At 45.0% G+C, this 24,441-nt stretch carries 24 protein-coding genes; 7 read left to right on the top strand and 17 right to left on the bottom strand.

Going from position 1 to position 24,441, the window contains the following annotated elements:
• The first annotated feature begins 1 nt into the window (after position 1).
• Entirely contained in the window at positions 2-157 is a 156-nt protein-coding gene (locus AC27G9_RS00480; RefSeq protein ID WP_487069903.1) for a DUF2897 family protein, read from the top strand.
• Positions 158-246: 89 nt separating this feature from the next.
• Here the strand turns inward: AC27G9_RS00480 and AC27G9_RS00475 are convergent, their stop codons facing one another.
• The 7 genes from AC27G9_RS00475 to seqA all read right to left on the bottom strand — a co-directional run bounded on the left by AC27G9_RS00475 (position 247) and on the right by seqA (position 8,746).
• On the bottom strand, positions 247-567 hold the full coding sequence (locus AC27G9_RS00475; RefSeq protein WP_487069901.1) for a heavy metal-binding domain-containing protein: 321 nt from the start codon (positions 565-567) through the stop codon (positions 247-249).
• Entirely contained in the window at positions 564-977 is a 414-nt protein-coding gene (locus AC27G9_RS00470) for an HIT domain-containing protein (protein ID WP_487069899.1), read from the bottom strand. Before AC27G9_RS00470 ends, AC27G9_RS00475 begins: the two co-directional genes overlap by 4 nt.
• On the bottom strand, positions 970-2,013 hold the full coding sequence (gene astE / locus AC27G9_RS00465) for a succinylglutamate desuccinylase (protein ID WP_487069897.1): 1,044 nt from the start codon (positions 2,011-2,013) through the stop codon (positions 970-972). The genes AC27G9_RS00470 and astE overlap by 8 nt, the downstream gene beginning before the upstream one ends.
• A 98-nt stretch (positions 2,014-2,111) precedes the next feature.
• Positions 2,112-3,437 carry a putative bifunctional diguanylate cyclase/phosphodiesterase gene (locus tag AC27G9_RS00460; protein WP_487069895.1) on the bottom strand — a complete coding sequence of 442 codons (1,326 nt, stop codon included), beginning with the start codon at positions 3,435-3,437 and terminating at the stop codon, positions 2,112-2,114.
• Between the two features lie 252 nt (positions 3,438-3,689).
• Positions 3,690-6,161 (bottom strand): glycogen/starch/alpha-glucan phosphorylase, encoded by a 2,472-nt coding sequence (locus tag AC27G9_RS00455; RefSeq protein WP_487069893.1) that lies wholly within the window; start codon positions 6,159-6,161, stop codon positions 3,690-3,692.
• Between the two features lie 249 nt (positions 6,162-6,410).
• Positions 6,411-8,063 carry a phosphoglucomutase (alpha-D-glucose-1,6-bisphosphate-dependent) gene (gene pgm / locus AC27G9_RS00450; protein ID WP_487069891.1) on the bottom strand — a complete coding sequence of 551 codons (1,653 nt, stop codon included), beginning with the start codon at positions 8,061-8,063 and terminating at the stop codon, positions 6,411-6,413.
• Between the two features lie 74 nt (positions 8,064-8,137).
• Complete coding sequence (gene seqA, locus AC27G9_RS00445) at positions 8,138-8,746, bottom strand: replication initiation negative regulator SeqA (protein ID WP_487069889.1); 609 nt, start codon at positions 8,744-8,746, stop codon at positions 8,138-8,140.
• A 406-nt stretch (positions 8,747-9,152) separates the two neighbouring features.
• Here seqA and AC27G9_RS00440 point away from each other — a divergent pair, with 406 nt between their 5' ends.
• The 5 genes from AC27G9_RS00440 (at position 9,153) to AC27G9_RS00420 (ending at position 14,054) form a co-directional block, all read left to right on the top strand.
• Entirely contained in the window at positions 9,153-10,073 is a 921-nt protein-coding gene (locus tag AC27G9_RS00440) for an AAA family ATPase (protein WP_487069887.1), read from the top strand.
• 9 nt (positions 10,074-10,082) lie between these two features.
• The gene (locus tag AC27G9_RS00435) at positions 10,083-11,063 is read left to right on the top strand and encodes a DUF58 domain-containing protein (RefSeq protein ID WP_487069885.1); all 981 of its coding nucleotides are present in this window, start codon (positions 10,083-10,085) and stop codon (positions 11,061-11,063) included.
• Positions 11,053-13,071: a transglutaminase TgpA family protein gene (locus AC27G9_RS00430; protein WP_487069883.1), complete on the top strand. Its 2,019-nt coding sequence runs from the start codon at positions 11,053-11,055 to the stop codon at positions 13,069-13,071. The genes AC27G9_RS00435 and AC27G9_RS00430 overlap by 11 nt, the downstream gene beginning before the upstream one ends.
• A 223-nt stretch (positions 13,072-13,294) precedes the next feature.
• Complete coding sequence (locus AC27G9_RS00425) at positions 13,295-13,771, top strand: hypothetical protein (protein WP_487069881.1); 477 nt, start codon at positions 13,295-13,297, stop codon at positions 13,769-13,771.
• A complete protein-coding gene (locus tag AC27G9_RS00420; RefSeq protein WP_487069879.1) occupies positions 13,764-14,054 on the top strand; it encodes a transcriptional regulator in 291 nt (96 codons plus the stop codon). The genes AC27G9_RS00425 and AC27G9_RS00420 overlap by 8 nt, the downstream gene beginning before the upstream one ends.
• Before the next feature lie 254 nt (positions 14,055-14,308).
• Here the strand turns inward: AC27G9_RS00420 and AC27G9_RS00415 are convergent, their stop codons facing one another.
• The 6 genes from AC27G9_RS00415 to AC27G9_RS00390 form a co-directional block, all read right to left on the bottom strand.
• The gene (locus AC27G9_RS00415) at positions 14,309-14,695 is read right to left on the bottom strand and encodes a hypothetical protein (RefSeq protein WP_487069877.1); all 387 of its coding nucleotides are present in this window, start codon (positions 14,693-14,695) and stop codon (positions 14,309-14,311) included.
• A gap of 145 nt (positions 14,696-14,840) precedes the next feature.
• Positions 14,841-16,925: an elongation factor G gene (gene fusA, locus AC27G9_RS00410; protein WP_487069875.1), complete on the bottom strand. Its 2,085-nt coding sequence runs from the start codon at positions 16,923-16,925 to the stop codon at positions 14,841-14,843.
• A 161-nt stretch (positions 16,926-17,086) separates the two neighbouring features.
• Positions 17,087-18,169, bottom strand: coding sequence for a 23S rRNA (cytidine(2498)-2'-O)-methyltransferase RlmM (gene rlmM, locus AC27G9_RS00405; protein WP_487069873.1), 1,083 nt, complete (start codon positions 18,167-18,169; stop codon positions 17,087-17,089).
• Complete coding sequence (locus AC27G9_RS00400; RefSeq protein WP_487069871.1) at positions 18,162-18,539, bottom strand: DUF423 domain-containing protein; 378 nt, start codon at positions 18,537-18,539, stop codon at positions 18,162-18,164. The genes rlmM and AC27G9_RS00400 overlap by 8 nt, the downstream gene beginning before the upstream one ends.
• Positions 18,536-19,186 (bottom strand): alpha/beta family hydrolase, encoded by a 651-nt coding sequence (locus AC27G9_RS00395; protein ID WP_487069869.1) that lies wholly within the window; start codon positions 19,184-19,186, stop codon positions 18,536-18,538. Before AC27G9_RS00395 ends, AC27G9_RS00400 begins: the two co-directional genes overlap by 4 nt.
• Positions 19,179-20,078 carry a transcriptional regulator GcvA gene (locus AC27G9_RS00390; RefSeq protein WP_487069867.1) on the bottom strand — a complete coding sequence of 300 codons (900 nt, stop codon included), beginning with the start codon at positions 20,076-20,078 and terminating at the stop codon, positions 19,179-19,181. The genes AC27G9_RS00395 and AC27G9_RS00390 overlap by 8 nt, the downstream gene beginning before the upstream one ends.
• Before the next feature lie 217 nt (positions 20,079-20,295).
• On the opposite strand from AC27G9_RS00390, the gene AC27G9_RS00385 reads away from it, so the two are divergent.
• On the top strand, positions 20,296-20,574 hold the full coding sequence (locus AC27G9_RS00385; RefSeq protein ID WP_487069865.1) for a hypothetical protein: 279 nt from the start codon (positions 20,296-20,298) through the stop codon (positions 20,572-20,574).
• A 102-nt stretch (positions 20,575-20,676) separates the two neighbouring features.
• Here the strand turns inward: AC27G9_RS00385 and kdsA are convergent, their stop codons facing one another.
• From kdsA to prmC, 4 genes are all read right to left on the bottom strand, one after another.
• Complete coding sequence (kdsA, locus tag AC27G9_RS00380; RefSeq protein ID WP_487069863.1) at positions 20,677-21,531, bottom strand: 3-deoxy-8-phosphooctulonate synthase; 855 nt, start codon at positions 21,529-21,531, stop codon at positions 20,677-20,679.
• 16 nt (positions 21,532-21,547) lie between these two features.
• On the bottom strand, positions 21,548-21,922 hold the full coding sequence (locus AC27G9_RS00375; protein ID WP_487069861.1) for a SirB2 family protein: 375 nt from the start codon (positions 21,920-21,922) through the stop codon (positions 21,548-21,550).
• A gap of 70 nt (positions 21,923-21,992) precedes the next feature.
• On the bottom strand, positions 21,993-23,537 hold the full coding sequence (locus AC27G9_RS00370) for a DUF3369 domain-containing protein (protein WP_487069859.1): 1,545 nt from the start codon (positions 23,535-23,537) through the stop codon (positions 21,993-21,995).
• A gap of 56 nt (positions 23,538-23,593) precedes the next feature.
• Positions 23,594-24,439, bottom strand: a complete 846-nt coding sequence (gene prmC / locus AC27G9_RS00365) for a peptide chain release factor N(5)-glutamine methyltransferase (protein ID WP_487069857.1) — start codon at positions 24,437-24,439, stop codon at positions 23,594-23,596.
• Between the last annotated feature and the right edge of the window lie 2 nt (positions 24,440-24,441).

Here is a 24,441-nt window from a genome sequence, read left to right as displayed (position 1 = left end):
CGTGGTTTGGCTAATTATCATCTTACTATTAGTAATAGGCCTTGTCGGTGGCAATATTCTACTATTGCGTCACACGAAAAAGTTTAACCTACCAGATAATTACCCTTCACCTGAAGAGCGCGCTAAGCAACAAAAAGACGACGAAGATAACTGGTGATATCGAAAACCACCAGTTAATCTCTCAAGAGCGGTAGGTCATAGCCTACAGCTTTCAATCTGAACGGCCTTTACGGCAAAGCGGTATCTTTAGCTAATACGGACTGCAGTGCCAGCAATACTCACCATCAGCATACTGCCTTTATCACCAATAACTTGGTAGTCTATATCAATACCAACTACCGCATTTGCGCCCATTGCTCTGGCTTCTTGTTCTAGCTCAGTAAACGCAAGCTTGCGAGCTTGTGTCAATTCATTCTCATAGGATCCAGAGCGTCCACCCACAATATCTCTGATGGAAGCAAAAATATCTTTGAATATATTCGCCCCCATTACGGCTTCACCAACAACAATGCCGTAATAATTTTCAATCTGCTTGCCTTCTATGGTAGGCGTAGTGGTTAAAATCATGAGAGTTCCTTCTGTATTTGTTTTTGAATCTGTGTAATCAATGACTGAGCTGCCTCTTGGGTATAAGCCACCGTCGGCTGGCGTCCCCAGATTGGCGCAGGCCATGCACAGTCGGTTTTCATTCTTACAACATGATGCACATGCAATTGACTGACAACATTTCCCAGTGCCGCAACATTCAATTTATCGGGTGCAAACGTATTTCGCAATACGCGGCTAATGAGCGCAGACTCTTCCCACAACTGTAATTGTTGAGTTTGAGACAAATCGATGATTTCCGTAATACCTTCAACACGCGGCACTAAAATTAACCACGGAAACTGTGTGTCGTTCATTAATAGCACGTCACACAATGCCAAATCTGTTAAGTGAAAAGTATCATTTTCCAACCTATCATCAAGCTTATACATCAAGTTTTTCCAATGTCGTTGGTACAACTGTTAGCAATGCTCGCTGCCCCAGTGCTACGTTCGCATTTGGGAATACAATCGCCTCACCATCTTGCTCAGCAATATAGCTGCTTCCCGTCTCAGATGCTAAAACAGTTCCCTTGGCAAAATCTGAGAAATTCGGCTCGTCATCACTGAAATGCAGTACAAAGTCATCTTTATGTTTATTGATAACTTGATTGACCCGGTAAATGTCCAGTTCACTCAATGCCACTGACGGCGAGTAATCATCCTCGCTTATCAAGGCTCGTAGACTGTGCTCCGCATCGGCAAATCGCGACATGTCATTTTGACCAAACGGCTTCACTTTACCCAGTTCAACGGTAAAAGCATGAGCATTGTGGTTGACCGAAGAGTGATAACTAAACGTTGTTGTTACTGATTCAGATAACAAGATAGTTTTGACACCACAAGATGCGATAAAACCCAATTGAGAAAGGCTATGCAAGCCTCCGTGAAGAAACGGATAAACGGCAAACTTCTCGTTTTTCGATGCTCTTATGGCAGTATGTAAGTCATAGTGAATTTTCGTATCACTTGAGCCCGCTGGCGCAAAGAACTGCGCCACTGCGTCTTCAAGTTGTTTAGCCCGTCTGCGCTCACTGTTAATTAAGCCAGGTCCTTTAGAATGCGCGCCGCAGAACAATCGATTCATGTTTTCTTCGACAAAGCGCTCGGCAATGTCCATGGACGCTAAATTACCGAAAATAAACAGCACTCGGTGCTTAATGACGAGATTACCTAGGATAATGTCCTGAACAATCTTGTCACAAATTTCAATAGGTGCAGTCTCATTACCATGCACACCACAAGAGTAAACAATGTGTTTTGTGGGTGTTTCAGTCGGCTTTTGCGGTTCAAAAACGATGATACCAGGTGCCAAAACAGTGGCTTGTGTGTTGTTTGCAACACTGAATGATTGATTGAGTACAAGGCTATCGGCATCTTGACGAGACATCGTCAAAAACTGCCCTTTTTGTTGTAGTGCGTCGAGCATAGGGTTACCAGAGATGAGAAATTGGCACTAGTCTAACGACTGTATCAATAAATGCAAAAGTCTGAATAAAAAGACCTTCGCGAACCGGCTATTACACCTTACAGATTCACTTTACCGCGCCTTGAAAGGCGCAACGGAGAGTCTCCGACAATGATTTCTTGTCGCGAGAACGACATAAAAGACGCCATAGGTACAGCTTTCGAAAATAAGTAACCTTGCCCGTACTTCACACCAATATCGCGCAATATATGCAACTGTTCAATGGTTTCAACGCCTTCGGCAATCACGTCGCATTGTTTGGCTTCGCCAATTAATTTAGCCGCCTCAATGATAGCTTTGTTTACTGGGTTATCGGTTAACTCAATCACAAAGGTTTTATCGACTTTCAATGCATTGATGTCTAGCTCTCGGATGTAAGCGAGGTTCGAGTACCCTTTGCCAAAATCATCGATCGAAATAGCAATACCCAAACGCCCCAAACTGTTGAGTTGTTTTTTCACCATTGGCGAGTTCGACAGCGCCACATCCTCGGTGAGCTCTAATTCAAATTTAGACAGGTCGAGTTGATGTTTGGTTTGTAATGAAGCGAGCGAGTCAACCAACTTGGAGTCGTACAATTGGGTAGGCGAAATATTAACCGACACCGTAATATCCATACCATTAGCGACAAACTTCGACTGTGCATTGAATGCTTGCTCAAGTGTCCAGTACGCCAATTCATTCATCATGTTATAAGACTCTGCAGCGTCTATCAGCGGTCCAGGAAACACTACACCATTGGTGGGATGATTCCAGCGTAACAGACATTCAGCACCCACAATTTCTAGGGTATTGAGTTCAACTTGTGGCTGATAGTAGAGTTCCAATTCATTGTCTGACAGCGCGCGTTTCAAGTCAGCTTTGAGGGCAAGATACTGGCCAGTCTCCGCTTTATCTTGCATGCCTAACATGTGAAAACTTTCGTATTTGTTTTCTTTCGCTTGTTTGAGTGCCGCTTCGGCTTGAGACACAAAGTTAGTGATATTGAATTCGTGTGTCGACTTAGCGATTGCCCCCACTTTAAAGTCAGCGATGAACGCGTAATCTTCGTGGTACATGGGCGTTTTAAAGTGCTCGATCAGTTTTTCAAACTGGGTTTGCATATAGTTTCGGCTGTGTTCTCCGGGGAATACAACACCAAATACGTCACCACTGATCCGTCCCACCAATCCATCTTGACCAAATAGCACCAAGATGCGGTTTGCAATCTCAAGTAGGAAGTTATCACCCACCGTTATACCGAAACTCGTTGTGACATCCGAAAATCGTACTACGTCAACTAACATTAATGAGAGATGGTCATGATCTCCAGCGCAGTCGGAGATGCAGTCGATAAACGCAAAGCGGTTTGGTATGGTCGTCAGTGATTGGTGCTGGTTGCTCACGAAACTACAGGGCCTCAAGTACGGTTTCTCTTACCGCTTCTTTTTATAATTAGTCGTTCAATAAAAACATGACCTTAGGCATTTAGCAACAGATATTTGGTCTAAAGTGTTTCAAAATATGGAAAATATTCCTTCCGCTAGCGCGCCTGTTTTTTGACGTCAAATTACCGTCTAAGCTATAGGCTTAATTTTATGATTTCTAAAATAAAAATAGGTGCCTAAGCACCTATTTTTGATTTCAAAATTGCGTCATTAAGACACTTTGCACGGGTTCAATTTCCACACTCTTTCGACGTAATCTCGAATCGAGCGGTCAGACGTAAATTTACCCATTTTAGCTGTGTTCATGATCGCCATTTCTGCCCATTTTTGGCTATCGCGATAAGCAACATCAATACGTTCTTGTGCATCTGCATAAGAGCGGTAATCTGCCAATACTAAGTATGGGTCGCCGTGGTCAAGCAAGCTTTGCTTGATTGAAACCAAGGCGCCAGGTTGACCAGGCGTAAAGTAATCGGTTTCCAACCAGTCCAGTACTGCTTTGATTTCAGCGTCACCGTAGTAGTAATCAAACGGGTTGTAACCCTCTGCTTTCAAAGCGGTCACTTCTTCGACCGTCAAGCCGAAGATGAAGATATTGTCATCGCCCACTTCTTCAGCAATTTCGATGTTAGCGCCGTCTAGCGTACCCACTGTCAATGCGCCGTTTAGTGCTAACTTCATGTTACCCGTGCCCGATGCTTCTTTACCCGCCGTACTGATTTGCTCTGAAACGTCGGCAGCAGGAATCATCTTCTCAGCCAGAGATACACGATAGTTAGGCATGAATACCACTTTCAGTTTATCGTTTACTCGTGCGTCGTTGTTGATCTTCTCTGCCACTTTATTAATGGCGAAAATAATGTCTTTTGCCAGTTTGTAACCCGGTGCCGCTTTCGCGCCAAATATAAATACGCGTGGGTGCATATCGTAATCTGGGTTTTCCAACAATCGACGATAAAGTGCCATAATGTGCAGCAAGTTCAGGTGCTGACGCTTGTATTCGTGCAAACGTTTAATTTGGATATCAAAAATCGCGTTTACATCAACGTCTATGCCCATTGACTCTTTGATCTCATCAGCGAGCAACTGTTTGTTCTCTTGCTTCACTTTCATGAACTGCTTTTGGAACGTTTTATTCGTTGCGAATTTTTCTAGACCAACTAATTTGTCGAGATCTAATGGCCAATCATCACCAATTTTCTTGTCTATCAGTGCTGAAAGCTTTGGATTACACGCTTTTAACCAACGACGTGGCGTAATGCCGTTTGTCACGTTAGTTAACTTACCAGGCCACAGTTGATCGAATTCTGGGAACAAGTTCTGCTTAACGAGTTGAGAATGAATTTCAGCAACACCGTTAACCGCAAATGAACCGATGACAGACAAGTTGCCCATGCGAACCATCTTCTCGTTGCCTTCTTCAATAATTGAAAGCTTGGCTTTCATCGCGTTGTCGCCAGGCCACTGCTTGTCGACTTCTTTCATGAAGCGATGGTTAATTTCGTAAATGATTTCCAAGTGGCGAGGTAGGATTTTCTCAATCATACGTGCAGGCCACTTCTCCAACGCTTCAGGAAGCAACGTATGGTTGGTGTAAGCAAACGTATTGGTACAAATCTGCCACGCGCTATCCCAGTCCATGTGCGCACGGTCAACCAAGATACGCATCAATTCAGGAATGGCAATTGCCGGGTGAGTATCGTTTAGCTGAATCACGACTTGATCTGTGAAGCGGCTCCAATCATCACCATGAGCGCGTTTATAGCGACGAATAATGTCTTTAAGTGAACAAGAACAGAAGAAGTATTGCTGAATCAAACGCAACTCTTTACCCGCTTCTGTTTCGTCATTTGGGTATAGTACTTTTGAGATAGTTTCCGCTTGTACGTTTTCTACTTGTGCATCAACGTAACCACCAGCATTAAACACATCCCAATTAAAGAAGTTGGATGATTGGCTTTGCCACAAACGCAATACGTTAACTGTGTTACCACCGTAGCCGACTACTGGGATATCCCATGGTACACCTTTAACAATTGAGCCAGGGTGCCATTCTTTCTCGATTCTGCCATTCTCACCGTATTTGGTTTCAACATAACCGTAAAGCGCTACTTCTTGAATAGATTCAGGACGGCAAATTTCCCACGGGTTGCCGTAGTCTCTCCAACTATCCGGACGCTCGATTTGCGCACCACTTTGAATTTCTTGACGGAACAAACCGTGCTCATAATGAATACCGTAACCAATCGCCGGCAACTCCATTGTTGCCAGAGAATCAATAAAGCAAGCGGCTAGACGGCCTAAACCACCATTGCCCAATGCCATATCCGGTTCTTCTTCCAACACATCTGATAGCTCGACGCCAAGCTCTTTTAACGCGCCACTGGCCACTTCGAACAAACCAAAATTTTGTAGGTTATTTGATAACAAACGACCCATTAAGAACTCCGCCGACAAGTAATGCACGGCACGAGTATCATTCATGTAATGGGTTTTTTGCGTCTTTCTTAATCCTTCTAGAACCTTTTCCTGCATGGCCGCGCAGGTAGCTTTCCACCAAGCGTGATTATTCGCTTTATTCTCGTCGGTTCCAAGTGTGGTATGTAAATGACGTACCACTGCTGCTTTAAATTCACCTTTATCGACCTTTACGTCAGGCTGTTTTTTTGCCTTGGCGTTCATAGCTCTCTCACTTTGTAAATAATGAAAATCGATTAATCGAAGCGCATTCGCTCCAACTGAAAACAGATTACAATTTGGTAATTAAATTACACAATTAAGAACAATTCTGAAAGGACTATAGCAACCTTTTTAACGGCTTTATGTAAAATCTTTGTTAAAAAACACAAAAAAAAGGACTGAATACGAATTCAGCCCTTATTTTTAACATTTAATTTACATAAAGCACATCATAAATTAACAACTGATGTTTTATTTGATGATTTTACCTACTAAACCTTCCGCTTCCTTGATAAGCTCTTGTAAGTGATTTTCACCATTAAAGCTCTCAGCATAAATTTTATAGATTTGCTCAGTACCCGATGGACGAGCAGCAAACCATCCATTTTGAGTCGATACTTTCACACCACCTATTGCGGCATTGTTACCCGGGGCATGAGTTTGTACAGACTCAATTGCCTCACCCGCAAGCTGATCGTTACTAACAACGCTGGCATCCATCGCTGACAATTTTTGCTTTTCTTCCAATGATGCGGCAACGTCGACGCGCTGATAGAAAGGCGTGCCGAACTTTTCCTGTAATGCCGAATAGTGTTCTCCTGGATCTTTACCAGTTACCGCAAGAATCTCTGCTGCCAACAGGCACATAATAAAGCCATCTTTATCTGTCGCCCAAGTCGCACCAGTGCGTTCTAAGAAAATGCCACCTGCACTCTCCTCGCCTGCAAAGCCGATTGTCCCGTTGGATAAGCCATCAACAAACCATTTAAATCCAACTGGCATTTCAGCGATCGTACGATTCATATCTGCAACGACTCTGTCGATCATGCTACTAGACACCAACGTCTTGCCCACTTTTAATGATGCGGGCCAATCGGTACGGTTCTGATACAAATAATGGATAGCAACGGCTAGGTAGTGATTTGGATTCATCAAGCCAGCGCTCTTGCACACAATTCCATGTCGATCGAAGTCTGGGTCGTTGCCCCAAGCAATATCAAATCTGTCTTTTAACTCAATTAAGCCTGCCATTGCATAAGGAGATGAGCAATCCATTCGCAACTTGCCGTCTTTATCTCTTCGCATGAAGCCGAATTGCGGGTCGACAGACTCATTAACAACAGTGATATTCAAACCATACTGCTGAGCAATTCGCTTCCAATAACCGACACCTGCACCACCCAAAGGATCGGTCCCCAAGGACAAACCAGCTTTGGCAATGGCTTCCATATCAACAACTAGCGACAAATCGTCAATATACGGCTGCATGAAATCATCGATACTCACAAACTCAGAGGCATACGCCGCCTTGATATCCATTCGATTCACATCAACATTGCCCGCAGCAATAATGTCGTTCGCTCGGCTTTCGATTTGTTTAGTGACGTCACTGTCAGCTGGACCACCGTGAGGCGGGTTGTATTTGAACCCACCGTCTACCGGCGGGTTGTGAGAAGGCGTAATGACTATACCATCAGCTTGAACATCGCTTTGCTGTCTGTTGTGGCGAATAATCGTACGTGATATGACAGGGGTTGGAGTGTATCCCATACTGTCGTTATCATCTCGTTGGATGACTACCTTCACCTTGTTTGCAGACAACACTTCGATAGCGGTGACCATCGCTGGCTCAGACAACGCATGGGTATCTTTACCAATGAACAAGGGTCCAGTAATACCTTGTTGTTGACGGTATTCAGCAAGAGCTTGGCAAATCGCTGCGATATGAGTGTCGGTAAAGGTGGTGCTTTCAGCGCTTCCCCGATGGCCTGATGTCCCAAATGCAACGCGTTCTGCTGGGTTATTTACATCTGGTTTGAACGTAAAATACTGGCTGACGAGTTGGGCAACATTGATGAGTTGCTCAGGCGCGGCTGGTTGGCCGGCTTCAGGGTGTAATGCCATTTGCTTACCTTTCCTATCTTGTTGATCAAGTACGAGCGTACCGTTGGTTTAATGGGGCAAAACGCCCCGAACACTTAAGAGAACTTTTTGACAATCGCGTTGATAATGTCCTCACTGTAACCCAGTGTATCGAGAACTTGTTTCAACATAGTGACTTTTTTCGCCGTGTTGTTATTGGTGACCACCCAAAATTCGCTGTTGGGTATTTGTTTAGGATTAGTACTGCTACCGGTTTCCAATAACTTTTCTTTTGACTGTGCAAAGTAGACGCGATTTTTGCCTTTGATAGATTCAACACTGCCAAAGTGTTGCGTATTGAGTTCATAGGCCACACTCAAAATATACAAAAACTGGTCAACGCGTTTTGCGTATTCGGATAACGCGCGATCGGTAATGCGCTCAAGAATATCGTCACTACTTTTCACCGCGGGAGACTCTGCCTTGACAGTTTCTTCAGGACTTTCACTCTTAACACTGGTAGGCTTAACTTCCACCGTGTCGCTTTCGGTCGATGAAGGCTCAGTAACATGAGTTGTTGTTTTTTGTTCTGTCACTAAGGGGGTGGTCGACTCAGCTTCTTCTATTAACAGTCTGCGCAAGATGTCGGAAGCGCTCTCTCCGATGTGCTTGGTTTGACTTGCAATAAACGTGTACAAATCATCATCAATTTCAATACTTTTCATAACTACTTCCTTTTTTAGGATGAACCATTATAGACAATATTTTCGTCTGAACGCAGCACAAAATCGGTCTTATCTGTTTAAAATCTTAGTGTATCGGCGACAAACGTGAACAAAAGCGGTGGCCTGCGAGGTCTTTGTTTTTATCGAATGGCATACCTATGTATGCCATTGACTAATAGGAAGCGTTGCGTTGTTCGCTAAAGTGCGGTTTTCACGCTATGTTTTTGTTATCTCTGCAACACTTCATTGCAGGCGGCTAAATGAGGTGTCAGCGTATTTATTTGTGAATTCAGCGACTCTGCTAGTTCAAATATGCAAGTCTGTGTTAACCATATTGTATGCGGTGAGGTCCGGTACCTAACCATTGTCATTAACCATTTTCGGTAGCGAGTTTCAGGTAGTACTAATGAAAGATGAATTCCATTCCCTCGTTAAGTCCATTGATAGGTTGATCATTGGCAAACAAGAGCAAATTAAACTCGCGATGACCTGTATTCTCGCCAACGGCCATTTGCTAATCGAAGATTTACCTGGCATGGGCAAAACCACCTTGTCGCAAACCTTAGCGCAAGGATTTGGCTTGGGGTTTTCTCGAGTTCAATTCACTTCAGACTTGTTGCCAGCGGATATGCTGGGCGTGAATATTTTCAGTCCTTCAGAGCAAGCTTTTAGCTTTCGTAAGGGGCCCATTTTCAATCAGCTCGTTTTGGCCGATGAAATTAATCGGGCTAGCCCAAAAACACAAAGCGCGTTACTCGAAGCAATGGAAGAGCATCAGGTGAGTGTTGAAGGGACTACGTATTCACTACCCCGCCCATTTCTAGTAATTGGTACACAAAACCCGAGCTACCAATCGGGCACCTATCCCCTACCTGAATCCCAGCTCGACCGCTTTCTCATGCGCATCAGTTTAGGCTATCCAGACTGGGAGTCGGAAAAAGCGATGCTTAAGTCGTCTAGTCAACGGCCAACGCCGTTAAATGAGGCACTGCTTTCACCTGACACCCTAGTACAAATGCAACAAGATGTGAGCCATGTAGTTACGTCGGATAGCGTAATAGAGTATGTATTGCGCCTAGTCACGCACAGTCGTGAGTTGCAGGAAGTGTCTAACCCACTCAGCCCCAGAGGCAGTAAAGCCATTTTACATGCGGCAAAAGCATGGGCATTTTTACACAATAGAGACTATGTTGTGCCTGAGGACGTGCAGGCTATTTTTATCGCGGTTGCCGAACATAGAATTAACCCTGAACGAGATTTGACAGCAAACGCTGAGGCGTCGTTAAGTCAACAAATTTTGGACAGTATTGATCCTCTGGCAGCCTAGAGAATGGCAATGATTGATTCGATAAGGAACCAATGGCATCACAAAACACAGCGCTGGCTAGACAAGCGTATTCCCGCAAGTCATAAACACCAACTCAATCACAATAGCATTTTTATTTTTCCGAGTAAGTTTGGCTTTGGCTATCTAGTGATGTGTGCCAGCGTTTTTGTGTTAGGTACCAATTACCAAAACAACCTAATGTTGCTGTTGTGCTATTTTTTGGTCGCACTTTTCCTACTCAATCTGTTTACCAGTTACATGAACTTTTCTAAGCTCATTGTCACTGCACAAAACGTTCAACCTGTCTTTGCAGGGCATCAAGGGAAGTTTTATCTACAAGTCGCACTGCCGCAGAAAGACGGTCAAGTTTCAGGCCTGTTAAACGTGAAGTGGTGGCAATCCGATAAAGTGTATAGCTATGACCTTGATCAACATCCAGCACACCTCTCCTTGCCTACTCACTTTGCGCAACGCGGTAAGTATCGATTGCCAAGGGTTATGTGTTATTCCTATTTTCCATTGGGACTATACCGGTGTTGGACTTATTTAGACTTTAATCAAAGTCAGCTCGTTTATCCCAACCCAATACCTACGAAAAAACGACTCCATGACATTGAAAGTGATGACGGCAACAGTCAAAGTGTTGTTCAGGGTCACGATGATTTTTCCTCGCTAAAAGAATATCAGCCTGGTGATGCACTCAACCACATTGCATGGAAACAAATGGCAAAGAATGGAGAATGGGTATCGAAATCATTTGATAGCCCGATCACCTCAGCAGGGTTCTTAAAGCTCAATGAGCACTATCGCGATATCGAAACTGAGATGGGGAAACTCGCCTTTCAAGTGCTGGAGTTAAGTGCCCAAAAAGCGACATTCGGGTTGCAGTTGGGTAAAGAGAGCATTGCTCCCAATAGTGGTGAACTGCATAAGCACCAATGCCTCCAAGCACTAGCGCTGTATCCAGGTGAGCATCATCATGGCCAATAAACGTTTACCTATTGCTGGCTATTCAGCGAGTTTGTTTATGTCACTGTTTTTCATTGCCATCACACTCAGTTTGTGGACGCCATTGCTCGTTTGGGTCACCTTACTTTGCGTGTGTGGGTTAATCGTCAGAGTTGCCTTGTACTTGGGTTGGTATCGCCACGCCCCCTCAGTTCGGACCGTGAACTTGCTCGCGGTACTTTCCGCCCTCGCGTTGGCTTGGTTCAGTATTGACTTAGGCCTGCTCAATAGCATGGTAAACCTGTTGGTTCTGTCCTGTTCCCTCAAGTTGCTGATGTTGACACGCACCAAAGATATGCTGCAATTATTCGCAGCGGGATTGTTCCTAATTGGCTGTGGCTTTATTTTTTCCCAATCCATTACCGCTATGATCTTTTATTCCTCGCTGTTACTTTTTCTCATAGTGACGCTTCACAGTACCTTTGCGCCATCAATCCGAGTCACGGCTCAACTTAGGCGTCTTGGCACAATGGGGATTCAAGCGTTACCCATCGCGATACTGTTGTTCCTTGTAATGCCGCAATTGCCACCTTTGTGGAAAATGCCCTCTTCCAAGTCGAGTTCAACTGGCCTATCTGAGCAAGTTTCACCTGGTGATATTGCCAGTTTAATTGAATCTGATGAACTAGTATTCAATGTCACTTTCGACGGTTCTGTACCGAGTCGAGGCGAGCGATATTGGCGTGCAATAACCCTCGAGTCATTTAATGGAGAAACGTGGACAACCAGTCAAGAACGAAAACGTACGGACCAGCAATATCAAGCTCTTGGGCATGAATTTTCGCCTCAAGTGGCAGGAAAAAACTACCGTTATGACATTATTGCAGAGCCCACCGGTCAGCGCTGGCTATACGCAATGGATATTGCTGTTCCCGCGAGTTATTCGAGTAGTGAAGCCATCTGGCAGAGTGCAGATTATCAGCTCAACGCTTTACAACCGATAATGAGTAAACGCGCCTATTCCGTCATTTCATACCCCGAGATTGCACTCAATCAAACCCTGATTACGCTGGATAGGCGCATCAACCTGCAATTACCGCAATCCGGTAACCCTAGAACCCAAGCTTGGGTTCGTCAGTTAGTCGCTCAATCGCCAGATGCTGACGCGTTTATTTCCCACTTACTGAGCTATTTTGCTGAAGATGGCTTTACCTATACGTTGTCACCAGATGAAATGCCAAACCACGTCATTGACACATTTCTATTCGACAAGAAAGCGGGTTTTTGCTCCCACTATGCCAGCGCAATGGCTTACGCAATGCGATTAGCGGGTATTCCCGCCCGTTTAGTGACTGGCTATCAAGGTGGGGAGCCTCTCAAGGAGCAAGTACTCACCATTCGCCAATATGACGCGCACGCATGGGTAGAAGCCTACCTTGGCGATCGAGGCTGGGTAAGGTTCGACCCCACGTCCGTCGTTGCTCCCAATAGGATTGCTCAAGGTCTAAGCTTGTCTTTTGGCGAGCAACGAACTCAAGACGCGCTGGTTCGTTTAAACCAGACCGACATGTTTAAATCTGTCGTGAAGTTTTTTACCGAGATGGATTATTTATGGTCAAAATGGGTATTAGGGTTCAACGCTGACCGGCAACAAGATTTGCTAAATGACATTTTAGGCAATGTCACGCCCTCAAAACTATCTTTATTCTTTTTGTCTATTATTGGGCTGATCTGTGGCTTACTGATGTTGTACTTCATTCCTCAGTGGCAGCGCAAAAACCCGTCACCACATTTAAAATATTATCTAAAGAGTGCTGAAATGGTGGGCAAATATACTGGTGTGGCAAGAGAGAACATGGCGCCTTACACCTACTATCAAGTGGTTTCAGCACTATTACCTGAACGTGTTTCATTGGTATTTGAACAAATCACGTCTGGCTATCAGGCCATAGAGTATGAATTGAAAGATAAGCAGAACAGTGACGAGTTTAAACGGCAACACCGTCGATTAAAAAAAGCATTGGCTTTTAGCAAACGCAAAAGCCAATGAAACTGCACCCAGGTACAGTGTTGAGAAACACATGAGCTGAAAGCTATGCCTATTCAAAGTGTTACTGGATACGTCATTCTCTCAGTCAATCCCAACATTCTTTATTCCTTTATTTTTAGACGATTTTCATCAATAACTTTCCACACTGGAAAGTTATTACTTGCCAAAATGGAAAGTAATTATCTATACTGACTTTCCAAGGTGGAAACTAATAGAGGGATTAATGATGAAAGACACCACACGTTCGCAAGCGCAGGATGCACTTAAATCTATACAAGATGCTCAACAATCATTGATACAAGAATCTAAGCCATCAGTCTGGATTCGGCTCATTATTGCATCGAGCTTGGGTAGCATCATTTTCGGATATGGGATGACAGAACACGACAACACGTGGGCACTGGCCATCTGGGGTGGCGCCATTGCTTTTGTACTGTCATCAATACTGTACGTGTATATCTACCGTGTTCAGGGTATCAAGTTAAGCTTTTTACCAAAATCGAGTGAATCCGAAAAACTCAATGTCTATGTCGCGTTTATATTTGCATTTTTGGCTAGTGGTTCGCGTTTGTTGCGCACGGAGTTTGATTGGTCCTACTCCCCTCACCTGTGTGCACTGCTTTCTGCAGCATTATTTTTTTGGATTCAAAGCCGTTACCCGACCGGAGAAATTGTCAACAAAGAGCAAGACAATGGCTGAACTTGATACCGTTATTCACGCCCCCAACCGCCTCCAAATTTGTGCATTGTTGGCAACCAGTGCCGAATTGGATTTCCGTTTGATAAAGGAAAGGCTAGACGTTAGTGATTCCGTTATGTCAAAACAACTCAAAGCGCTGGAGGTTGCCAGGTATATCACTATGACAAAGCGCACTCATAACGGCAGACCCAAAACTTGGGTAGCGCTAACAAGCGAAGGTAGAGCGGCGTATCAATCACATGTCGAAGCGCTACAAGCCATCATTAACACAAGCCAAGGTTAACTTGGCTTTGTTTCATAAAGTGTGGCACTCAGCCGTTTACCCTACGTACTGAAAAGTTGAGTAATGAAGTGATGAATGGGATAAAAATACTTACCTTGACGACAACGCTATCCTAAAAGTATTTAGCCGTACCCGCCCAAATTGAATAAATGTGAAAAACGTTCTAAGACGGGCGAACGAGATAGTTAGCCAAGCGACAAAAGCATTGCGACCCGCTCTGCGACTGCACTGGATAAATACATTGAGTTGAGCAGCTAACACTGATTGAGTTTAGCCAACCCTAAGTCAATGTGGGCGACTATGTATCCATACTGCTTGGCCGACAGTAAACCAGAATCGTAACTAGCCTGGGCAATATCGTGGTTCCAGGCCGAGCCACATGGTGCATCAGGTATCGATAGATCCAAGTTCAACAAGTACGTTTGCGATTCATCAATATCAAAACCTTTTGCCGCAGCCTGATTGGCACATAAACTGAGTGCATATTCCACGGCATATTTGTCTACACTGGGTAAGCCCACAAACTCGACGTCGCAAGCCAGAACCCGCTTCCCTGTGTCATCGGTGTAGTACAACTGCCCCGTAGTACAAGCAAACGTGAGTACTGCTAAGGTAACAATGATTGCAAATTTTTTACGCACGCCCTCTCCTTATCACATTTTACGACAGCCAGATAAATAGCCACGACCTGACGCTCATCCAAATTTAACAGTAACGTCTTGTTACTTAAATTCTTTACAAACAAAAAACCCGCCAGAAGGCGGGTTTTTTTAAAGCTAAAAGCGATTACTTAGCGTTACGCGCTTTTGATTCTTCAATGACTTTGTCTGCAACGTTCTGAGGACATGCAGAGTAGTGGCTGAACTCCATAGAGAACTGACCACGACCAGAAGTAATCGTACGCAAGTGACCGATGTAACCGAACATTTCTGAAAGCGGTACGTCAGCCTTGATACGAACACCAGTAGCACCAGCTTCTTGGTCTTTGATCATACCACGACGACGGTTAAGGTCACCGATTACGTCACCAACGTTGTCTTCTGGAGTGAAAACGTCAACCTTCATCACAGGCTCAAGAAGTTGAGGACCTGCTTTAGGCATAGACTGACGGTATGCACCTTTCGCTGCGATTTCGAACGCGACTGCAGATGAGTCAACTGCGTGGAAACCACCGTCGAATAGTTCAACTTCAACGTCTAGTACAGGGTAACCCGCTAGAGGGCCTGTATCCATCATGCCTTTGAAACCCTTCTCGATTGCAGGGAAGAATTCTTTAGGTACGTTACCACCTACAACCGTAGATGAGAATGTGAAGCCAGAGTTAACCTCACCAGGCTTGATGCGGTAGTCGATTTTACCGAACTGACCAGAACCACCAGACTGCTTCTTGTGCGTGTACGTATCTTCGATCGGCATAGTGATCGTTTCACGGTATGCAACCTGAGGCTGACCCACATCTAGTTCAACACCGTAAGTACGCTTAAGGATGTCAACTTTGATGTCTAAGTGAAGTTCACCCATACCTTTAAGGATGGTCTCACCTGAATCTTCGTCAGTTTCAACTTGGAACGATGGATCTTCTGCAACCAATTTACCGATTGCGATACCCATTTTCTCAACACCACCTTTATCTTTAGGCTTAACAGCAATTGAGATTACTGGCTCAGGGAAGATCATTGGCTCAAGTGTACAAGGGTTGTTTGGATCACATAGCGTGTGACCAGTTTGTACGTTCTTCATACCAACAACAGCGATGATATCACCGGCTTGCGCAGACGTTAGCTCAGTACGGTCATCAGCGTGCATTTCAACCATACGGCCGATACGCTCAGTTTTACCTGTTGCGCTGTTAAGGATAGTCATACCTTTTTCCAACTTACCAGAGTAAATACGGATAAAGGTTAGTGCACCGAAACGGTCGTCCATGATCTTGAACGCAAGCGCACGGAACGGCTCATCAACAGATACTGTTGCCACTTCACCAGTCGGCTCACCAGTCTCTTCATCAGTAAGAGGCTGAGGGTCAACTTCTGTAGGGCTTGGTAGGTAATCTACAACAGCGTCAAGTACTAGTTGAACACCTTTGTTCTTGAATGCAGAACCACAGTAAGTTGGGAAGAAGGCTAGGTCGCGAGTACCTTTACGGATACACTCTTTGATTTGCGCTTCAGTCGGTTCTTCACCTTCCATGTAAGCCATCATCAAATCGTCATCCATTTCAACTGCAGATTCGATTAGTTGCTCACGGTACTCTGCCGCTTTTTCAACCATGTCTGCAGGAATGTCTTGTACTTCGTAGTTTTCAGGAAGACCAGAGTCATCCCACACGTAAGCTTTCTGAGAAAGTACGTCTACAACACCAACGAAGTCATCTTCGATACCGATTGGCAGCGTCATTACTAGAGGGTTAGCACCAAGTACTTTTTTCACTTGCTCTACAACGCGGTAGAAGTCTGCACCCATACGGTCTAGTTTGTTTACGAAGATCAGACGAGATACTTCTGATTCGTTAGCGTAACGCCAGTTAGTTTCTGACTGAGGCTCAACACCACCAGAACCACAGAAAACACCAACACCACCATCAAGTACTTTCAATGAACGGTAAACTTCAACAGTGAAGTCAACGTGTCCAGGAGTATCGATGATGTTCATGCGATGGTCTTTCCAGAAACAGGTAGTCGCAGCAGACTGGATAGTAATACCACGCTCTGCTTCCTGCTCCATGAAGTCTGTTGTCGCTTCACCTTCGTGAACTTCACCAGTTTTATGGATTTTACCGGTAAGTTTAAGAATACGTTCTGTAGTGGTGGTTTTCCCCGCGTCTACGTGGGCGAAAATACCAATGTTTCTGTAATGTGATAAGTCTGCCATTAGTTCACTTTCGTTGGTTCAGAGTAAAAAAACGGCCGGATTATAAAGGATTTTCTTGCCAGATACACCCTTTTGTGCAGAAAGTCATGACAAGAATCTACACCACCAGCCAACTAATTTAAAAATCTTAATATTTTCAAAGCCTTACAAAAGCTTAAATTTTACAACTTTTGCAGCACAACTGCCGTAACTTCATCACGGTCGTGATACAGATGTCGAATTTGAATATTCACTTTGATACCGGCTTTTTCTAACATCGCTAGAAGATGCTGCCGGGCGGCCGTCACAGTCTCATATCTACGCTTCATCGGTAGCTTGAGGTTATATATAACATGATTGGTACGACCTTTAACCAGCCACTCGCCCATTAACTGGGTAACGCGGTCTGGTTGTTCAATCATATCACACACGAGCAACTCTACACGGCCAAATTGAGGTTTGTAAACAAATCCATCTTCTGCATAGTGCTCCACTAAGCCACTTGCCATCAACTTGTCATCAATCAAACCATTATCAACGGCCTCGACAAACATCTGCCGTTGCACCAGTTGATAAGTCCACCCCCCTGGGCAAGCACCGAGATCAACTGCTCTTGCTCCCTCGCGAAACATATCGTCTTGATAGGTCTGGTGCACCATTTCTCGGATCGCTTCTTCCAACTTTAACGTTGAGCGACTTGGTGCATCAGGCGGAAACTTTAAGCGGCATATACCATTGACATGTACAGAGCGGCATTGAGGTAATGAATACCCCAAATAATAGCTATCAAAGTCAGTGAAGAATACGTGCAATTGAGGTTTGTCAGTATTTTCTTTCGCCGATAACAGCCCTTTGTTTCTGAGAGCTTGTCGCAAGGGCACAGAAAACTTTCGGCAAAACTTAGCTAACACTTTACCATCTTCAGTGTCGGCGTATTCCACTACCACATTGCCGAGTTTCGCTTTGATGCTCTCACATAAATCGCTTACGTCTTCCAAAATGGGCGAAATACGGTCGTTTTTATCAATTGCCTCTCGCTTGGCGCTGCACACGACAATCTGTCTTGGGAAAATGGTATCACTCACCGGCACAGATTTAGCGAGTGCATCTGCGTCACCTTCCGCGTAAAAGTGAAACTCGACGTAACCTTGACCAGGCGTCAGCGCGGGGTAACCATATCGGTTACGGTTAGTGGCAATGTCGGTCAGCTCATTTCCTGTATCCGCTTCGTAACCTGGGCGGCAGTATGCCAGCAAACTATGCATTGGCGTTTCCCTTAATCAGTCCCGTTGTGACTAGCCCCCAGCCAAGGATAAAACACAGGCCCCCAAGAGGCGTCACAGGCCCCAAAAACGTCCACGATAACGTCGACAACAAATACAAACTGCCACTAAACAATATAATACCAGCCGCAAAGGCTATCATGGCGCGTTTGAGCCACTTTTCTTCGGCGTAACTGATTAATGCAGGCATTGCTAAGATCGCAAGCGTATGGAAAAACTGATAGCGAACGCCAGTTTCAAACGTTTTTAACATGGTTTGAGAAAGTACGGCTTTGAGGCCATGGGCACCGAACGCTCCAAGAGCAACGGCAAAGACGCCACTCAAGGCAGCAAAAATAAGTATCGCTCTCATATCAGGTCCTGAATAAAAGTAGAAGTGAGTGTTGCAGCACTGGCAATGTGTTGAGACTGAGTCAACCCACTTGCCTTTCTGGGCTTGAAACTATGGTCACCATCGTCGAGAAATACGCATTGTACCGATTCACTCAATGTGTACTCAGCCACTTCTTCTTTATGACCAAATGTATCCCGTTCACCCTGTATCACTAGCAATGGCCGCTTCATAGTTTCTAAATGTTCGACCCGCAGCTTTTCAGGCTTACCGACAGGATGAAATGGATAGCCATACGCAACAGCACCACGCACATTAGGGCACTCCTCGCTTGCTGTGAGTAATGTAGACATACGCCCTCCCATCGACTTTCCGCCAACAAACAAGGGTAACGACTTGAGCACAGGGTCTTCTGCAACTGCGTCGATGACTTGTCGAAATCGATCCAGCAACTTATCCGCTTTTTCTGGAGGCCGGCGTTTGCCCTCAGTTAAGGCTTTTGCCATATAGTCGAAGTTGAATCTCACTACAGTAACGTTGTGAGCAATCAGTGCTGCGGATAGCCATTGCATAAACTCTGAATCCATGCCCGCTCCTGCCCCGTGGGCAAGAATTAAACAGGCTTTTGCTTCTGGCGCGGTGTCAATGTTCAAATCATACTCAGACATACGCCTGTTCCTCGATAACTTGTTCTAATATCCATTCCCGAAATGCCGCGATCTTACCTAAATCCGCTTGTGATTCATCGCAAACCAAATAAAACGCGTCTCTGGATTCTACTCTCTCCTCGAAGGGCATCACCAAACGACCCGCATCTATCTCGGGTTTCGCTAAAATAGTATTGCCCAGCGCAATACCCTGGCCGAGCGCAGCGGCTTGCAGGACCAACATGGAATGGCTGAATACAGGCCCCTGGTTTACATTTACGCCTTTGATTCCGATTTGTTTCAACCAGCTTTTCCACGCCTCTCGACTCATATCGTGAAGCAGAACATGATGTTTCAGATCATCGAGTGAGTGCAGCGGTTTTGGTCCGTTGAATAGACTGGGAGAACACAACGGTGTTAAAAATTCGGTATGCAGCTTGTCGGCCTGTACGCCTGACCATCGACCTTTTCCGTAATAGACGGCAACGTCGACGTCATCATCGAGAAAACCTTCGTCAAAATCAACTGCCTTTATCCGCACATCAATATCGGGATTAGCGATACTAAACTTGCTTATTCTCGGTACCAACCATTGGCTGGCGAAACTTGGTGGCATGGCAACGGTGATAGCACCTTTGCTTCCTCTAGCCAGCAATTTTTCGGTCGCTTCTTGCAAGCTTTTAAAAATATCTTTTAGGTCAAGAAAATACGCTTGACCCTCTTCCGTTAACAACAAAGTGCGGTTGCGTCGAATGAAAAGCTTCATGGATAAGAATTCTTCTAACGCTTTAATTTGGTGACTCACCGCAGCTTGGGTAACGAACAGTTCATCCGCCGCACGGGTGAAACTTAAGTGCCGGGCCGCAGCCTCAAAGGCTTTGAGCGCATTTAGTGGGGGTAACCGTCTGCTCATAGGGTTGTCAATACTCTGTGACGCTTTGATGATAGATTAATTAGTTTTTCTAATGCATTCAACCTAATTTTACTCGCTGTTGTAACGTCAAATTTTTGGCTACTATTTACCCGCATTAAGAAATACCCCTTTAATTACATAGGGTTAATGCAGATTATTTGTTAAACATTTTAACAAATAATAAACATTACTAACGTTATTTAAATTAGGTGTGAATATGAAAAAACTAACTACTATTACGGCAATTCTTGCCACTTTATTTGTTGCCAACGCAGCACAAGCCAATACAACCTTTAACGCTGAACAAATTGCCCTTGAAACGGCACAAAACATCAAAGCAGAGATTGCACTTTACAGCACTGAGCTAGCAACGGAGATCCGTCTTCAAGCGGGCGACAACTTACAGGAGAGTGCGATTACCGTCAATCAAGCAGTACTTATCGCGATGATTAGTGATGAAGTACAAAACGCAGCAAGAGAGACCGCTGGCGAGTAATTTGTTCTTCACACCTGATAAAGCCTGTTTCTTGGCTTGCGCTTTAGAACAGGCCCTGTATGCCGCGACAGCGCGGCATACAATCAGTCTGTGAAACCTTCCTTATTGATTACTGGTATCTAACGCCGGTAGACCTTTTATCAAATCATCCAACGATTTCATTTGTTCAAGGTACGCCTCAAGTTTTGACAATGGCAATGCACATGGGCCATCGCACATAGCTTGATCAGGGTCAGGATGCGCTTCTATGAAAAGACCCGCTAAGCCCAAACCCATACCGCTTCTCGCGAGCTGAGCCGCTTGTGCTCGACGGCCGTCAGCAGAAGTTTCTCTACCACCAGGCATTTGCAGTGCATGAGTCGCGTCAAAAATTACGGGGGCAAATGATTTCATCGCGTCCATTCCCAACATATCAACCACTAAATTGTTGTAACCATAGCAAGAACCGCGTTCACACAGGATAACCTTGTCATTACCTGCTTCACCGATCTTCTTGATGATATGACGCATTTCATGTGGGGCCAAAAACTGCGGCTTTTTCACATTGATTACCGCACCGGTTTCCGCCATCGCCACCACTAAATCAGTTTGTCGGGCCAAAAATGCTGGCAATTGAATCACGTCAACAACGTCTGCAACGGGTTTGGCTTGAAAGGGTTCGTGTACATCAGTGATGATAGGTACATTGAACGTCGATTTGATCTCTTCAAAAATTTTCAAGCCTTCATCCATACCCGGCCCTCTAAAAGAGGTGATAGACGAACGATTTGCTTTATCGAAAGACGCCTTAAATACATAAGGAATCCCCAATTTTTGAGTGACCTCTACGTAGTGCTCGGCAATTTTCATTGCCAAATCACGGGACTCGAGTACGTTCATACCACCGAAGAGTACGAAGGGAAGATGATTGGCAACGTCGACGCCGCCGACATTAATCACCTGTTCAGAATATGACATAGCTTAACAATCCAATTTAAAAGAAAAATACTTGCTTCGTAATAGCAATTTTTGCCGTTACTGCAAGCCAAGCGAGTGCACCGATAAAGCCCACCCACTTCATTGTAACCGTACGCCCCCATTTAAGCGCGAGCATACCCATAATGATATAGGCCAATACACCAATGACCTTGAATGTTACCCAACCATCCACAAACGGGTATTGTGAGATGATGGTACACAGCCAAAGCGCGCTACCGAGTAGCACAGTATCAATGACATGCGGGACAATTTTAACCCATTTTTTCTGCAAGAAATCGGGGGTAAATTGTGACCATACAAAGCGAAGAATGAAGAGAATGATGCTCAACGCCACGGCGGTGAGGTGAAGGTGTTTAGCCATCATGTACATAGTGAGTGCCTTTTATTATCGTTATTAAAAAAGCCTGATGATTCAGGCTATTTGTGCAGTATTACAAGGTTCAACCAGCGTAGTGTTGTTGTATCGCAATAAAGTCGTCAATATGCGTTAAGACATAATCAACGAGTACAGGATCAAAGTGTTTACCACGCTCGGCAAGCAAGGTTGCCTGCACCTGCTTTACATCCCATGCCTCTTTATAGGGCCGTTCATTCATTAGGGCGTCAAACACGTCCACAAGCGTCGCAATCCGGCTTTCGATGCGGATTTGTTCACCTTGTATCCCATCTGGATAACCGTTGCCATCCCAGCGCTCGTGATGTTCTCTGGCAAGATTAGCAGCCAGTTGAATTGTGGGTTTGTCAGAGTCTTTGAGGATTTGGTAGCCAAATTCAGCGTGCTTGCGAATTTCGTGAATTTCGTCTTCAGTTAACGGACCTTGCTTGTTCAGTATCGCTTCGGGCACTCTTGAATTGCCGACATCATGAAGTGGGATTGCGAGTTTGAGCAACGCAATCTGTTCTGGGTTGAGCCCGACTCCCTCACCTAATCTTTGCGCCATCAATACCATTCGCTTGTAGTGGTTTTCACCACAGGATTGATGCTCTAGCGCTTTGCCCAATCGGTCAATAATCTCCGATTGCGTTTCTTCAATCTCACTGGTGAGCAAGACATTCTCAAATGCGATTTGTACATTCTCGGAAAACACTTCTACGAGTTTTTTGTCTGTTTCGCTAATTTTGCGAGGTAAACCAGAAAGGTAAAGTAGTGATCCCTTTGCAGTCTTACTACTGCAATACGCCACTATGTGATCTTCACCGTAAACAATCGCCTGCTCGCTCAGTGCTTTTTTACACGAGTCATATTCTTCGTTGGACAACACGGTCGACAGCAACATACCTTCTTTGTCGGCATATTCGCCATTACCAGCGAAGACGAACAATTCAGTTAAATTTGTGTTCGAAATAGGCTCAGGCGTTGCCACCGCCGAAGTAATATAGGCCGCGTCGCGAGAGCAGCCCAAAATGGAGGCCATTTGCTGAATCAGGCCTTTTACAAACTTTTCTAGCGATCGCGAACTAAACAAATTCGCCGACGCGTCAATGATCTTTTCTAAACCCGCGCGGCTCTCTTCAATAACGACAATATCTCGATAGGAACGCAGTGCAGCTATGATAACGGTGAATAGCTTTTGAGCAGTTAATTCGGTTTTGGATTTGTAATCATTGATGTCATAGTTAATGATTACGTCTTTCTCTGGGGCTTGGCCGGGTTGGCCGGTGCGCAAGATGATGCGCGTGAAATGGTTGTCGAGTTCGTTGCGAATATAGTCCGCAACCATCAAACCAGCATCGTCGGTTTCCATCACCACGTCCAGCAGCACAACAGCAATGTCATCGTGCTCTCGGAATATCGCTTTTGCTTCTTCGCCGCTATAGGCGCTCAAGAATGTCAGTGACTTTTCATTTAGCACAAAATCGCTCAATGCAAGTTTAGTCACCGCATGAACCTCAGGCTCATCATCAACGACGAGTATTTTCCAATGACCTAGCTCCTCGACTTCGATTTCATCGTCGTCTTCAGCAAACAAGAAGTCGTCATTCATACTCAAAAAAGCTCCTGCACGTTAATGTTCCAAACAGCATAGTACTGGATGTAATATTATTCGCAAGCTTTGCGCTTGCCTACCGTAATGCGGTCCAAGCCATTGAGATCTTTAAAAGTCTCAATACACTCATAGCCATTATTCAATAATATACGTGCAACAGCCTCACCTTGTTCAAAACCGTGTTCAAATAGCAGCCAGCCCCCCACTTTCAGGTGGACACTCGCGCGCTGACTGATGAATTCGATATCGGCCAGCCCCGCTTTTTCCGCAGTCAATGCAGATAAGGGCTCAAAGCGCACATCGCCTTGAGTTAAATAGGGACTGTCGGGTTCGACATAAGGTGGGTTGGATACAATGACATTGAAGGTTTTAGCCCCCACCGCATCAAACCAATTGCTCTGGATAAACTCTGCATTGGTGATGGCATTCGCTTTTGCGTTTCGGGTCGCCAATGCAACCGCTTCAGGGATTCGGTCGATGCCTAATACATGAGAACTTTTACATTCGGCTGCAATGGCTAACGCAATCGCCCCTGTGCCTGTTCCCAAATCACATACTTGGTCGCCATCACTGATTTTGTCAATGGCCAATTCGACAAGCAACTCAGTTTCTGGCCTTGGGATCAAGGTCGCGGTGGACACTTCGAGACGCAATGTCCAAAAATCGCGGTAACCAATGATATACGCGACTGGCTCTCCGAGACGCCGGCGCCTAACCAGGGTTTCAAAACGTGCAAAATCGTCGCTTGAAACGATGGACTCTGGCCAAGTGAATAAGTAGGTAGAGGTTTTATCGATGACATGAGCCAATAGCACTTTGGCATCAGTTTTAGGGCTATCACCGCCTTGCAGCACTTGGGTTGCCCAATCCAGCGATTGGGCAATAGTACGAGAGGTCACAG

The sequence above is a fragment of the Alteromonas sp. 5NS40-0096 genome (genome assembly GCF_057544385.1).
This window is presented reverse-complemented; position numbering and strand designations above follow the sequence as displayed.

Bases quoted from the DNA above. Each gene is read 5' to 3' on its own strand.
- AC27G9_RS00435 (WP_487069885.1), top strand. From the start codon at position 10,083: ATGATTGATTCGATAAGGAACCAATGGCATCACAAAACACAGCGCTGG.
- AC27G9_RS00470 (WP_487069899.1), bottom strand. From the start codon at position 977: ATGTATAAGCTTGATGATAGGTTGGAAAATGATACTTTTCACTTAACA.
- AC27G9_RS00400 (WP_487069871.1), bottom strand. From the start codon at position 18,539: ATGAGAGCGATACTTATTTTTGCTGCCTTGAGTGGCGTCTTTGCCGTT.
- AC27G9_RS00375 (WP_487069861.1), bottom strand. From the start codon at position 21,922: ATGTACATGATGGCTAAACACCTTCACCTCACCGCCGTGGCGTTGAGC.
- AC27G9_RS00475 (WP_487069901.1), bottom strand. From the start codon at position 567: ATGATTTTAACCACTACGCCTACCATAGAAGGCAAGCAGATTGAAAAT.
- fusA (WP_487069875.1), bottom strand. From the start codon at position 16,925: ATGGCAGACTTATCACATTACAGAAACATTGGTATTTTCGCCCACGTA.
- kdsA (WP_487069863.1), bottom strand. From the start codon at position 21,531: ATGTCATATTCTGAACAGGTGATTAATGTCGGCGGCGTCGACGTTGCC.
- AC27G9_RS00385 (WP_487069865.1), top strand. From the start codon at position 20,296: ATGAAAAAACTAACTACTATTACGGCAATTCTTGCCACTTTATTTGTT.
- AC27G9_RS00370 (WP_487069859.1), bottom strand. From the start codon at position 23,537: ATGAATGACGACTTCTTGTTTGCTGAAGACGACGATGAAATCGAAGTC.
- AC27G9_RS00395 (WP_487069869.1), bottom strand. From the start codon at position 19,186: ATGTCTGAGTATGATTTGAACATTGACACCGCGCCAGAAGCAAAAGCC.
- AC27G9_RS00455 (WP_487069893.1), bottom strand. From the start codon at position 6,161: ATGAACGCCAAGGCAAAAAAACAGCCTGACGTAAAGGTCGATAAAGGT.
- AC27G9_RS00425 (WP_487069881.1), top strand. From the start codon at position 13,295: ATGATGAAAGACACCACACGTTCGCAAGCGCAGGATGCACTTAAATCT.
- AC27G9_RS00430 (WP_487069883.1), top strand. From the start codon at position 11,053: ATGGCCAATAAACGTTTACCTATTGCTGGCTATTCAGCGAGTTTGTTT.
- AC27G9_RS00390 (WP_487069867.1), bottom strand. From the start codon at position 20,078: ATGAGCAGACGGTTACCCCCACTAAATGCGCTCAAAGCCTTTGAGGCT.
- AC27G9_RS00440 (WP_487069887.1), top strand. From the start codon at position 9,153: ATGAAAGATGAATTCCATTCCCTCGTTAAGTCCATTGATAGGTTGATC.
- AC27G9_RS00420 (WP_487069879.1), top strand. From the start codon at position 13,764: ATGGCTGAACTTGATACCGTTATTCACGCCCCCAACCGCCTCCAAATT.
- seqA (WP_487069889.1), bottom strand. From the start codon at position 8,746: ATGAAAAGTATTGAAATTGATGATGATTTGTACACGTTTATTGCAAGT.
- rlmM (WP_487069873.1), bottom strand. From the start codon at position 18,169: ATGCATAGTTTGCTGGCATACTGCCGCCCAGGTTACGAAGCGGATACA.
- astE (WP_487069897.1), bottom strand. From the start codon at position 2,013: ATGCTCGACGCACTACAACAAAAAGGGCAGTTTTTGACGATGTCTCGT.
- pgm (WP_487069891.1), bottom strand. From the start codon at position 8,063: ATGGCATTACACCCTGAAGCCGGCCAACCAGCCGCGCCTGAGCAACTC.